This window comes from Pelomicrobium sp. G1 (assembly GCF_051905455.1).
In the GTDB taxonomy this organism is placed as follows: domain Bacteria; phylum Pseudomonadota; class Gammaproteobacteria; order Burkholderiales; family UBA6910; genus Pelomicrobium.
In genome coordinates, this window is record NZ_JBQACR010000003.1 from 269,025 (window position 1) to 281,276 (window position 12,252).

At 69.1% G+C, this 12,252-nt stretch carries 10 protein-coding genes; 5 read left to right on the forward strand and 5 right to left on the reverse strand.

The genetic code is table 11. The annotated features are described in order from the left end of the window. Nucleotides 1-30 precede the first annotated feature (30 nt). The 3 genes from ACTFO6_RS04980 to ACTFO6_RS04990 all read left to right on the forward strand — a co-directional run bounded on the left by ACTFO6_RS04980 (nt 31) and on the right by ACTFO6_RS04990 (nt 4,363). Nucleotides 31-1,224 carry a DUF444 family protein gene (locus tag ACTFO6_RS04980; protein WP_439933339.1) on the forward strand — a complete coding sequence of 398 codons (1,194 nt, stop codon included), beginning with the start codon at nt 31-33 and terminating at the stop codon, nt 1,222-1,224. 10 nt (nt 1,225-1,234) lie between these two features. Next, entirely contained in the window at nt 1,235-2,599 is a 1,365-nt protein-coding gene (locus ACTFO6_RS04985; RefSeq protein ID WP_439933340.1) for a SpoVR family protein, read from the forward strand. A 165-nt stretch (nt 2,600-2,764) separates the two neighbouring features. Next, nucleotides 2,765-4,363 carry a 4-hydroxyphenylacetate 3-hydroxylase family protein gene (locus tag ACTFO6_RS04990; protein ID WP_439933341.1) on the forward strand — a complete coding sequence of 533 codons (1,599 nt, stop codon included), beginning with the start codon at nt 2,765-2,767 and terminating at the stop codon, nt 4,361-4,363. A gap of 25 nt (nt 4,364-4,388) precedes the next feature. Here ACTFO6_RS04990 and brnA read toward each other — a convergent pair whose 3' ends face one another. Next, entirely contained in the window at nt 4,389-4,652 is a 264-nt protein-coding gene (gene brnA, locus ACTFO6_RS04995; RefSeq protein ID WP_439933342.1) for a type II toxin-antitoxin system BrnA family antitoxin, read from the reverse strand. Between the two features lie 224 nt (nt 4,653-4,876). Here brnA and ACTFO6_RS05000 point away from each other — a divergent pair, with 224 nt between their 5' ends. Beyond that, a complete protein-coding gene (locus ACTFO6_RS05000) occupies nt 4,877-9,220 on the forward strand; it encodes a DEAD/DEAH box helicase (RefSeq protein ID WP_439933343.1) in 4,344 nt (1,447 codons plus the stop codon). 427 nt (nt 9,221-9,647) lie between these two features. On the opposite strand, the gene ACTFO6_RS05005 is transcribed toward ACTFO6_RS05000, so the two are convergent. From ACTFO6_RS05005 to ACTFO6_RS05015, 3 genes are all read right to left on the reverse strand, one after another. After that, nucleotides 9,648-9,914, reverse strand: coding sequence for an acylphosphatase (locus tag ACTFO6_RS05005; protein ID WP_439933344.1), 267 nt, complete (start codon nt 9,912-9,914; stop codon nt 9,648-9,650). Between the two features lie 91 nt (nt 9,915-10,005). Further along, a complete protein-coding gene (locus ACTFO6_RS05010; RefSeq protein WP_439933345.1) occupies nt 10,006-10,713 on the reverse strand; it encodes a zf-HC2 domain-containing protein in 708 nt (235 codons plus the stop codon). Beyond that, complete coding sequence (locus tag ACTFO6_RS05015; RefSeq protein WP_439933346.1) at nt 10,710-11,258, reverse strand: sigma-70 family RNA polymerase sigma factor; 549 nt, start codon at nt 11,256-11,258, stop codon at nt 10,710-10,712. Before ACTFO6_RS05015 ends, ACTFO6_RS05010 begins: the two co-directional genes overlap by 4 nt. Before the next feature lie 192 nt (nt 11,259-11,450). On the opposite strand from ACTFO6_RS05015, the gene ACTFO6_RS05020 reads away from it, so the two are divergent. Then, a complete protein-coding gene (locus tag ACTFO6_RS05020) occupies nt 11,451-11,900 on the forward strand; it encodes a DsrE family protein (RefSeq protein WP_439933347.1) in 450 nt (149 codons plus the stop codon). An 88-nt stretch (nt 11,901-11,988) separates the two neighbouring features. Here the strand turns inward: ACTFO6_RS05020 and ACTFO6_RS05025 are convergent, their stop codons facing one another. Continuing rightward, complete coding sequence (locus ACTFO6_RS05025) at nt 11,989-12,192, reverse strand: CopG family transcriptional regulator (protein ID WP_439933348.1); 204 nt, start codon at nt 12,190-12,192, stop codon at nt 11,989-11,991. Nucleotides 12,193-12,252: the final 60 nt, after the last annotated feature.

Here is a 12,252-nt window from a genome sequence, read left to right on the forward strand (position 1 = left end):
CGGCCGGATCGCCCCAAGACGATGACGCGCATGACAGGCATGACGAGCGGCACCTCCAGCACTCCCGCTTCCCCGGTCGGTGAGCAGGGCAGCGGCGCGTGGTATGACCTGTTCTCCCGCGGGGCGCGGGATTGGCTGCGCCACAACGAGAAGGTGCGGGAGGCGGTCCGGTCCAACCTGCCGGACTTGATTTCCCAGGCGGACATCCTGGGCACCGACGGCAACCGGCGCGTGCAGGTGCCGGTGAGGCTGCTGGAGCACTACCGCTTTCGCCTCTCCGAGCACGGCGAGCACGCAGGCGTCGGGCAGGGGGACGTGAAGCCGGGGGACGTCCTGCGCCGGGGGCGAGGGGCGGGCGAAGACAAGGGACCCGGCAGCGGGGGCAACAACCGGGGCGAAATCCAATTCGTGGTGGAGCTCACGGTGGACGACATCGTGGACTGGCTGTGGGAGGAGCTGGAATTGCCCAATCTCACCGCCAAGGCCGGGTCGGTGGAGCAGACCGACTACACCCGGGAAGGGTGGGACCGGCGGGGGGCCCGGTCGCGGCTGGACCGGCGCCGCTCCCTCATCGAATCCATCAAGCGGCGCAATATCCAGAAGGGCGGACCGGCGTTCCACGATACCGACCTGCGCTACCGCCAGCTTATCAAGCGCGTGCGCCCGGCCTCGGAGGCGGTGGTGTTTTTCGTGATGGACGTCTCCGCCAGCATGGGCGGCCGCGACCGCCAGCTCGCCAAGACCTTCTTTTTCTGGGTGGTGCAGGGCTTGCGCAGGCAGTACCGGCACATCAGCACCGTGTTCATCGCCCATACGGAAAACGCCTGGGAGTTCGACGAGCAGCAGTTCTTCGAGGTGCGGGGCACCGGCGGCACCGTCGCCTCCACGGCTTTCAACCGGGTGATCCAGCGGATCGAAGGGGGGTTCGCCCCTTCCCGCTACAACATTTACGTGTTCTACGCCTCCGACGGGCAGAACTTCGTGCAGGACCGGGAGGCGGCCACCCAGGCCCTCACCCGCCTGGGGGGCGTGGCGAACTACATGGGCTTCGTGGAGGTCGGAGCGGCCGACGGAGGCCGGGAGACCTCCGAGATGGCTCAGATGTTCCGGGAGCTGCAGCACGCCCGCGCGCCGGTGGGGGTCTACCACCTGTCCGAAGAGACCATGGTCTGGGACGCGATCCGGGCCTTCTTCCGGGAGCGGGCGGAGGAGCAGGCAGCGTAACGGCGACCCCATGGACGATTCCCTCGCCAGCTATTGCGCCAAGCTCGAAAGCCTCGCCCGCGAGGAGGGGCTCGACTACTACCCGGTCAGCTTCGAGACGGTCCCCGACAGCTTTATGACCGAGGTGGCGGTCTACGGGCTGCCGGTGCGCATGCCCCACTGGTCCTTCGGCGTGCGCTACATCTACCAGTTCGTCCAGCACCGCATGGGGCATTCGCGGCTGTTCGAGGTGGTCTTTCCCGGCAACCCCAACCGGGCCTACCTGGCCCAGCGCAACAGCCTCGAAGAGAACACCCTGGTGATGGCCCACGTCCTGGGCCACGCCGATTTCGCCAAGAACAACCTGCTGTTCAAACGGACCCAGGAGGAGGTGGGCTACCACATCGTCGAGCAGGCGGCCGCCCACGCCCGCCAGATCACCGAAGCGATCGAGGTCTACGGGGAGGCGCGGGTGGAAGCCGTGCTGGACGCGGCCCTCGCTCTGGAGCAGTACGTGAACGTGCACCTGGGCCTGCGGCGGCCGCGCTACCCGGAATACCTGCCCGAGAAGGCCCCGCCGGTGTCGGGGGAGTTCATGAGCCGCTTCGACAAGCTGGCCGGCGGGCGGGAAAGGCCGACTCCCCCCAAGGAGCGCAAGCGCGCGCCGGTGCCCCCCGCGCCCGAACGGGATCTGCTGTGGTTCATCGCCCACTACGCGCCGGAGCTGGAAGGCTGGGAGCGGGACATCTTTCTCGTCGTGCGGGAGGAGTCCTTCTACTTCTACCCCGTGTTCGCCTGCCAGATCATGAACGAGGGATGGGCGAGCTTCTGGCACGCCCAGCTCCTGCGCAAGGCGGATTTTCTCCCCCAGCAGGTCTACCTGGACGCGATCAAGGCCCATTCGGACGTGGTGCGCCCCTACGCCGGGGGGCGGGAGATCGCCCTCACCATCAACCCGTACCACCTGGGCTTCAAGATGTGGGAGAGCATCGTGGCCGAGCGGGGCGCACCCTTCGCCCGTCAGGTCATGCAGGAGGACGACGACTTCAGCTTCGTGCGCAATTACCTGACCGAGGACCTGGCCGAGGAGTTGCGCCTGTTCGAGTACGTGGCGGCCCCCGGGGGCGACATCCGGGTGGAGCAGGGGGACATCGAAACCCTGCGGGAAAAGCTGCTCGCGCCCAAGTTCAACTTCGGCGCCCCGTCGGTCGCCGTGACCCACGTCCACCTGGACGGCACGCTGGAGCTCACCCACGACCATCAGCTCGATGGTCGCGGCCTGGACCTGGAGCGGGCGCGCAAGGTGATCCAGTACGTCCACCGGGTCTGGCGCCGGCCGGTAGTGCTGCGCACCGTGGACGAGCGCGGCCGGCCCAAGGAGCTCGCGAGCGGTTGAGCGCCCGGCGGCCGGGATACCACGGGGCAGCCCGGGTTCCGCGCCGACCGCTCCCCGGTCCGTTTCCGCTTGCCCGCCGACCTTTCCCTAAGGGGGCGGGAGGGCGTGTAACAATTTAAAAGCGCCGGGCTTTTCTGTATGCCTTGCCATCCGGAGGGTGCCGCCATGCTGATGTCCGCCGCCGACTATCGGGAATCCCTGCGAAAGCACAAGCCCCGGGTGTTCGTCAACGGCCGGCGGGTGGAGAGCGTGCCCGACGAGCCCCTGTTCGCCCCGGGACTTAACGCCATCGGCGTGACCTACGACTTCGCGCGCAACGAGCGGCTGCGCCCGGTGATGACCGCCCAGCAGGCCCCGGGCGGGCGGGTGGTGAACCGCTTTCTCCACATCAACCGTTCCGGGGCGGACCTCCTCAACAAGCTGGAGGCGGTGCGCCTGGTGTGCCAGGCGTCGGGTTGCGCCCAGCGCTATCTCACCCAGGACGCCCTCAACGCCATCTTCCAGTCCACCTACCGGCTCGACCAGGACCGGGGCACCGAGTACCACCCGCGGCTCCAGGAGTACCTGCGCTTCGTCGAGGAGGGGGACCTCACCTGCGCGGTGGCCATGACCGACGGCAAGGGGGACCGCAGCCTCCGCCCCCACGAGCAGCCGATCGCGGAGAGCTATGTGCGCATCGTGGAGCGGCGCGCCGACGGCCTGGTGATCCAGGGGGTGAAGGCGATCGTCACCGGCGCGCCCCTAGCCCACGAGCTGCTGGTGATGCCGTGCCGGAATATGACCGAGCGGGATGCGGACTTCGCCGTGTGTTGCGCGGTGCCGGTGGACGCGCCGGGAATCACTCTAGTGGCGCGGCCGGCGGGACGGCCGGGGGAACCTGGCGCCAGGTTTAGTGCCCGCTACGGCCAGACCACCGCGGTGGTGCACTTCGACCGGGTGTTCGTGCCTTGGGAGCGGGTGTTCCTCGCCGGCGAGTGGGAGCACTCCGAGTATCTCACCCGCACCTACGCCACCCACCATCGCCATTCCTGCATCGGCGCCCGGGCCGGGTTCGGGGACCTGCTGATCGGCGCGGGGGCCCTCATGTGCGAGGCGAACGGGCTGGACCTGGACCGCGTCCATCATCTGCGCGACGCCATGGTGGAGCTGATCAAGATCGTGGAGGGCTTTTTCGCCTGCGGCGTGGCGGCCTCGGTCTACGGGATGAGGGACCCGTCGGGTGGATTCGAGCCGGAGCCCGTATTCGCCAACGTGGGCAAGCTCCTCCTCTCGACCCAGATCTACGACATGCACCGGATCGCCCACTACGTGTCCGGGGGACTGGTGGTGGCGCTGCCCGGGCCGGAGGAGGACCACAACCCCCACACCGCGGGAACCCTGGCCGAGGTGCTGCGGGGCCGACCCGACATTCCCTATGAAAAACGCATGGAGGTGGCCCGGCTCCTGGAGGACGTGACCGCCTCCTACGCCGGCGGCTGGTACTCGGTCATCTCGCTGCACGGCGGTGGTTCTCCGGAAGCGATGAAGATGGAAATCTTCCGCCACTACCCCCTGGGCAATAAGGTGGACCTGGTGGAGCGGCTGCTGGAACGGGAAGCGCTGGCGAGCCCTGGGCGCGCCATCACCCGCAATCGCCAGCCCGGCCGGTGCTGCCTCACCGGCTGCCAGGCGCCCGAGGTCCCCGCCGTCGCGCCCCTGCCCGCCGAGCCACCGAAGGCGCGAGAAGGCGAAACCCGGGAGGAAAGCGGCGAGGTGGGTTCGTGAAGGGCGCCCGCGCTCGGGACTTGGATCAGGCGGAAAGCTTCTCCTCCAGCCACATCTTGATGAGGGACTGGTACGGTACGTCCCGCGCGTTGGCCGCCCCCTTGATCCACTCCAGCATGTGAACCGGCAACCTGAGGGAAATGCTCCGGTGCGACGGTTTCAGGTTGGGGAAAACCGCCCGTTCCGCCTTCGACCAGTCGACATACTCCGTGCTGTCGTGGCTTTCCCAGAACTTTCTTTCCGCGGCTTCGCTGCGAAACCGGGGCTGTGCCTTAAGCTTCCTTTTCATAGAGTTCCCTCTTTCTCCGAGGTATGTCGCAAGCCGAGAGATCACGCGGATGCGCGTGCCCTCACGCCGCAAGGTAAACGTGATGTAGAGCCGGCGGCCCTCCAGGGTTTGTCCCAGCGCAATGCGGCGTTGCAGAGCCGTCGCCCGAATCCGGGATCGGCCATCTCCGGGAAGAGCGGCAGCCACCGCTTGATCCACTGTGCGGCCGCGGCTAACCTCCGCCCATGCCCCTGGACGCCTTCCACCCCGCCGTCGCCCACTGGTTCCGGCGCACCTTCGCCGCGCCCACGGAGCCCCAGGCCCGCGCCTGGCCAGCCATCCGCGAGGGCCGTCACGTCCTGATCGCCGCGCCCACGGGCTCGGGCAAGACCCTGGCGGCCTTTCTCGCCGCCCTCGACGCCCTGGTGCGCCAGGCCCTGGAAGAGGGCCTTAAGGACGAGACCCAGGTGGTGTACGTCTCGCCCTTGAAGGCCCTGTCCAACGACATCCAGCGCAACCTGGAGCTGCCCCTCATCGGCATCGGCGAAGCGTTGGAGGCGCTGGGACTGCCCCTGGTGGAGATCCGCACCCTGGTGCGCACCGGGGACACGCCCCAGGCCGAGCGGGAGCGCATGCGCCGCCGCCCGCCCCACATCCTGGTGACCACGCCCGAGTCCCTCTACATCCTGGCGACCAGCGACTCGGGCCGAAAAATGCTCGCCACCGTAAGAAGCGTGATCGTGGACGAGATCCACGCCCTCGCGCCCAACAAGCGCGGGGCTCACCTTGCCCTTTCCCTGGAGCGGCTCCAGGCCCTCGCCTCCGCCAAGCTCACCCGCATCGGGCTGTCGGCGACCCAGAAGCCCATCGAGGAGGTGGCCCGGTTCCTGACGGGGGGCGAGGCGTGCACCATCATCGACACCGGCTACGCCCGGGAGCGGGATCTCGCCATCGAGGTGCCGGGCTCCCCATTGGAGGCAGTGATGTCCCAGGAAGTGTGGAGCCAGGTCTACGACCGCCTGGCGGCCCTGATCGAGGAGCACCGCACCACCCTGGTGTTCGTGAATACCCGGCGCCTGGCGGAGCGGGTGGCGCGGCACCTCTCGGAGCGGCTCGGGGAGGAACGGGTGACCTCCCACCACGGCAGCCTTTCCCGGGAGCGGCGGCTGGAGGCGGAGCAGCGGCTGAAGCGCGGGGAGCTTAAGGCTCTGGTCGCCACCTCTTCCCTGGAGCTGGGCATCGACGTGGGCTTCGTGGATCTGGCGTGCCAGATCGGCTCTCCCCGCTCCATCGCCGGGCTGCTCCAGCGGGCGGGCCGCTCGGGACACCGGGTGGGCGGCGTGCCCAAGGGGCGGCTGTTCCCCCTCTCCCGGGACGACCTGGCGGAGTGTGCGGCGCTGCTGGACGCGGTGCGGCGCGACGAGCTGGACCGCCTCACCATCCCGGAAAAACCCCTGGACGTGCTGGCCCAGCAGATCGCCGCGGAGGTGGCCTGCCGGGAATGGGACGAGCAGGACCTCTACGAATGCTACCGCCGCGCCTGGCCCTACCGGGGGCTCGCCTGGGAGGAGTATCGCCAGGTGGTGGAGATGCTGGCTGACGGCTTCCACGGTAAGCGCGGCCGCAGCCGGGCCTACATCCATCGGGACGCGGTGAACCGGCGGCTCAAGCCCCGCCGGGGGGCGAGGCTCGCAGCCCTCACCAGCGGCGGCACCATCCCCGACACCGCCGACTACCAGGTGGTGCTGGAGCCTGGCGGCCAGGTGGTGGGCACGGTGAACGAGGACTTCGCCGTGGAGAGCCTGGCGGGGGACGTGTTCCAACTGGGCAACGTGGCCTACCGGATTCTCCGCATCGAAGCGGGGCGGGTGCGGGTGGAGGACGCGAAAGACGCGCCGCCCGGCATCCCCTTCTGGCTGGGGGAGGCGCCGGCGCGAACCGACGAAGTGTCGTTCGCCGTGTCCCGCCTGCGGGCCGAGATCGAGGCGCGCCTCGCGGGGACGGCCGGCGAGGAGGGCGGGGCCCGCGCCCTGGAGTGGCTGGTGGGGACGGTGGGCCTCGCTCCCGAAGCCGCCACCCAGCTCGTCGACTATTACGCGACGGCCAGGGCGGCGCTGGGGCGCCTGCCCCGCCAGGATTGCATCGTGTTCGAGCGCTTCTTCGACGAGCTCGGCGGGCAGCAGCTCGTCATCCACTCCCCCTACGGCAGCCGGGTGAACCGGGCCTGGGGCCTGGCGCTGCGCAAGCGCTTCTGCCGCAAGTTCAACTTCGAGCTCCAGGCCGCCGCCACGGAGGATGCCATTGTCCTATCCCTCACCTCGGCCCACAGCTTTCCGCTAGAGGAGGTGGTGGGCTACTTGAACGCCCAAGAGGTGCGCAAGCTCCTCACCCAGGCGCTCCTAGACGCCCCCATGTTCGTCACGCGCTGGCGCTGGGATGCCACCATCGCCCTGGCGCTGCCCCGTTTCAGGGGCGGCGCCAGGGTCTCGCCCCAGCTCCAGCGCCTGGCGGCGGAGGATCTGCTGGCAGCGGTTTTCCCCGACCAGGTGGCCTGCGGCGAGAACCTGGTGGGCGACCGGGAAATCCCCGACCATCCCCTGGTGCGGCAGGCGATCGCCGACTGCCTGTTCGAGGCGATGGACGTGGAGGGCCTGGAGCGGTTGCTCGCCGCCCTGGCCCGGGGGGAGGTGCAGGTGATCGCCCGGGATCTCACCTCGCCTTCCCCCCTGGCGCTGGAGATTCTCTCCGCCCGGCCCTACGCCTTCCTCGACGACGCGCCCCTGGAAGAGCGGCGCACCCAGGCGGTCGTCAGCCGGCGCTGGCTGGACCCGCAGACGGCCGCCGATCTGGGGCGGCTCGACCCGGAAGCCATCGCCCGGGTGCGGGAAGAGGCCTGGCCCGAAGCCGAAACGGCGGACGAGCTGCATGATGCCCTGCTCTGGCTCGGTTACCTGAGCGACGCGGAAGTGGAACGGCAGCCTTCCTGGTGCGCCCTGCTGGAAGCCCTCGCCCGGCAGCGGCGGGCCGGGCGGCTGGACCTGGGGGGCGCAAGGGGAGGGCTGTGGATCGCCGCCGAGCGGCTACCCCAGTTCCAATCCCTGTACCCCGAGCGGGCGGTCACGCCGGCCCTGGAAGCGCCCCCGGAGTACGCGGCCCGGGCCTGGACGCCGGAGGAGGCGCTGACGGAAATCGTGCGGGGACGGTTGGAGGGCTTGGGCCCGGTGACCGCGCGGGGATTGGCGGCGGCCGGCGCGCTGCCGGCGGGCCCGGTGGAAGGGGCCCTCGCCCGGCTGGAGGCCGAGGGGTTCGCCCTGCGCGGGCGCTTCACCCCCGGCGCGACCGAGGACGAATGGTGCGAGCGCGGGCTCCTCGCCCGCATCCACCGCTATACCCTGAAGCGCCTACGCAGCGAAATCCAGCCCGTGGTCAGCGGCGATTTCCTGCGCTTCCTCCTGCGCTGGCAGCGCCTCGCGCCCGGGGAGCGGATGGAGGGACCCGATGCGGTAGCGGCGGTGATCGCCCAGTTGGAGGGATTCGAGGCGCCGGCGGTGGCCTGGGAGTCGGAAATCCTGCCTGCCCGGGTGGCCGGCTACGACCCGGTCTGGCTCGACGACCTGTGTCTGGCGGGCCGGGTGGCGTGGATGCGGGTGGACGCCCAGCGGCTTTCGCCCGAGCGGGAACGGGTGGCCGGGCCGGTGCGAGCGACGCCGGTGACCCTGGTCCTGCGCCGCCACCTGAACCACTGGGCGAAGCTCGCTCCCAAGATCGATCCGGCCGCCTTGCGCCTGAGCTCCCGGGCGCGGGCCGTCCTGGAGCATCTCGCCGCCCACGGAGCGTCCTTCTTCGACGAGATCGTGGACGGGGCGCGGCTGCCGCGCACCTATGTGGAAGAGGCCCTGGGGGAGCTTACCGCGTGGGGTCTCGCGAGCTGCGACAGCTTCGCGGGCCTGCGGGCCCTGCTGCTCCCCGCCGGGCGGCGCCGGCCCATGGGCGGGGGAGGGGAACGCCGGCGGCGCACCGCCTTGTTCGGCATCGAAGACGCGGGCCGCTGGTTCCTCGTGGGCCGGCTGGGGGAACCGGCCGGCCGGCCGGGTGCGGGCTTCGACCCTCAGGCCGTGGAGCACGCTGCCCGGACCCTGCTCAAGCGATATGGGGTGGTGTTCTGGAAGCTGGTTTACCGGGAGGCCGATGTCCTGCCCCCGTGGCGGGAGTTGCTCATGGCCTATCGTCGCCTGGAGGCCCGAGGCGAGATCCGGGGTGGCCGCTTCGTCGACGGTTTTGCCGGCGAGCAGTTCGCCCTTCCCGAGGCGGTGGGGCTGCTGCGGGACACCCGCCGGGAGGAAAAGAACGGGGAGCTGGTATGCGTGAGCGGCGCCGATCCCCTCAATCTGGTGGGCCTCCTGGTGCCTGGGCCGCGGGTGCCGGCCCTTGCCGCGAATCGGGTGCTGTACCGGGACGGGGCGGCCCTGGCCGTGCTGAGCGCGGGCGAAGCGCGGTTCCTGGAAACCCTCCCCGCCGCCCGGCAGTGGGAGCTCGCCAATGTGCTGTTGAAGAGCCACGCGCCGCCCGCCCTCGCCCGGCTGCTCTGATACTAGGCTTCAAGGACAAGGCGTCCGCGCTGGAGGCGGGGTCTGGAGTACGGGATCCTGCGGAAGCTGGGCAATCCGCCGATGCCGGTCGCCACCACCGTGCACCCGCTTCAGCTTCTCGACGACTTTCCGTCGAGGCCCACGATCTGCCGGTTTCCCTGATCGTCACGCCGGAGGGAACGATCGAGGCGCCCAACCCTCTTCCTGCGCCGGAGGGCATCGACTGGGACAAGCTTCCCGAAAAGGCCCTGGCGGAGGTGCCCGTTCTCGCGGAGCTCAGGCGTTGCCGTCTCGCCCGCGGCGCCGTGCGCGTCCTCGATCTGGACCAGGACGGCCGGACGGTCTCCCATGACGCCGAAGGAGGTGACGAGTAGCCCGGGGTTCGTGTTTCGGGCGTCGTTGCTCGTGGGCCGGCGTCTCGCGCCTACTACCGGATGTCGAAATCCGCGTAGCTGCCTTCCCCCTCGCGGATGTCCACGGCGGCGACGTGGGCGCCCGGCGGGCCTCTGCGCGCCCAGGCGATCATGGCCTCCACCGCCTCCGGGCTGCCCTCCACCATGGCTTCCACGTCCCCGCTGCGCAGGTTTCGCACCCAGCCGGTGACGCCCAGCTCCCGGGCCTTGCGCACCATGGAGTAGCGGAACCCCACTCCCTGGACGCGGCCGCGGATCACGAGATGCTTGCAGACGTTCACGCGGTTCGATTTCGGTATCGACCGGGCGCTATCGTGCGGCGCCCGCGGCTCCATTGTAACCGGCGGGAGAGTTTCCGGTCCTGAAGCCGGGTCAGGGCTTCAAGTAACGGAAGCCTTCCCGGGTCTGGAGCCGGGCGATCTCGGCGACTCCCGAAGGCACCAGGGTGGCCTGGGGAATGAGGCGGGCGGGCTCGATGTGCCGGCGGGTCAGGGTGTTGCCGCAGACCCGGAAGTCCACCCCCCGGGCCTTGAGCTCCGACACCATGATCGCGAACGGCCGGCCTTCGCTGTCCCGGGCGCCTTGCAGAAGGAAATCGACCCCGTCGTTATGGGCCACCACCACGATGCGGGCGTTGGGGGACTGCTCCAGGTGGTTGGAGAGATTGCGCAGCGCGGCGGCGGCGGTGCCGCTGTCGTTGATGTGATAGACCACTTTCTCCACCGCGGGCGCGGCGAAGGGAGCCTGTTCGGGTGGCAGGATTCCCACCCACAGGGCGAGGGCCAGCGCGGCGCCGGCGACCGGAAGGGTAACGGGCAAGAGCCAGCGGCGCCAGCCGCTCCCGCCGTGGGCGTCCCGGAGGGTCCGGAGCCGGCGCTGTACCCCGCGCCGCAGGCGCGGCGGCGCCGGATGACGGGCCGCGCCGCGAGCGATGGCCTTCTGCACCGCCAGGGCCGCGGATTGCTGCCCCCGGCAGGCGGCGCATCCGGCCAGGTGCCGCTCCAGGGCGAGCGAAGTGACCAGGTCCAGCTCCCCGTCCACATAGGCGTGGAGCAGCTCTCGCGTTTCGTGGCAGTTCATCCCCGATCTTCCTGTCTGAAGCGGGCGACCAGGGCGCGCTGAATCAGGCTCCGTCCCCGGGCGAGCCGGGACATCACCGTGCCCATGGGAATCCCCAGGGCCCGGGCGATCTCCTTGTAGGACATCCCTTCCAGCTCCCGCAGCACCAGCACTTCCCGATACTCCGCCGGCAACGCCTCGATGGCCCGGTTCACCAAGTCCCGCTCGGCGTGCCGGATCGCCGCCGCTTCGGGATCGGAGAGGGCGAACTCCCAGGCCGGGCCGTTGGGCGTGTGCTGCTCCTCGTCGAACGCCTCCTGTTCCCGGGACGGCCGGTTGCGGCTGTACAGGGTGTAGCAGGTGTTGCGGACGATTCCCAGCAGCCAAGCCTTCCCGTTTTCGCCATGGAACGAATCGAAAAACCGGTAGGCCCGCAGCATCGCTTCCTGCACCGCTTCCTCGGCTTCGTGGGGGTCTCGGGTGATCCAGTACGCCAGATTGTACGCGGCGTCCATGTGTGCCATGACCAGCCGCTCGAAGCGCTCGTTTGTGCCCCTCAGACGCACCTTCTTCCTTTTTTACCGGCTTTGTCGCCGTCTTATTCCCGGGATTCTACCGGCTCGGGAATAAAACCGCGGTTTCTTGAGTATTTTCTGGCGGGAACGGCTTGAAGGTCGGCCGGTGGCGCGGGCAAGTCCCGGCTGCCGGCATGTCCCGGCCGACTACCGATGGATAACGTGACGAGGAGGCATGGAACCATGGTCAAGAGCAAGCGCGCATTGTTGGCCGCCTTGGCGGCGGCCCCCCTGTTGGGCGTCGCCGTCCCGACGAAAGCGGGAGGTTACGAAGGAGACTACAGCCAGAAAGTGGTCTACCACATCAACGACAGCGAAAACGCGATGGCGGCCCTGCGCAACGTGCGCAACCACCTGGACGCCGATCCCAAGTCCAAGATCGTGGTGGTGACCCACGGAAAGGGGATCGACTTTCTGCTGGAGGGGGCGGAAGACAAGAACAAGAACCCGTACCAGGTCACGGTGCAGACCCTCAAGGAGCGGGGCGTCGAGTTCAAGGTGTGCAACAACACCCTGGTCTCGCGCAAGATCGACAAGAGCAAGGTGATTCCGGAGGCGGACATCGTGCCCTCCGGGGTGGCCGAGATCGGCCTGCTGCAGGCGAAGTACGGCTTCGTGTACTTGAAGCCGTAGCGCTACGCAAGTTCCCGCGAGAAGGCGGCGTGAGCCGCCTTTTTTCTTGGCGCTCCGGCCTGGTACGGATCGGCCGGTGGCCGGCTTCTCAAGGCAGGTCCCGGAGCGTGTCCTCCACGGTCTCCCCGGGTTTCCAGGGCCGGCCGAGGCGCTGCTCGATGTACCCCCGAATCAGACGCCGCACGACTTGGGAAGGGGTCTGGTCTTCCTGGGCGCACAGGCGTTCGAAGACCGCTTTTTTGCGCGGATCGATGAGGACGGTCAGCCGGGCCGTCCGTTCTTCGGTAGGCATTGGCTACGCATCATATTTACATTCCTAATGTGTAGGATGATAATAAGATTAACATATGTC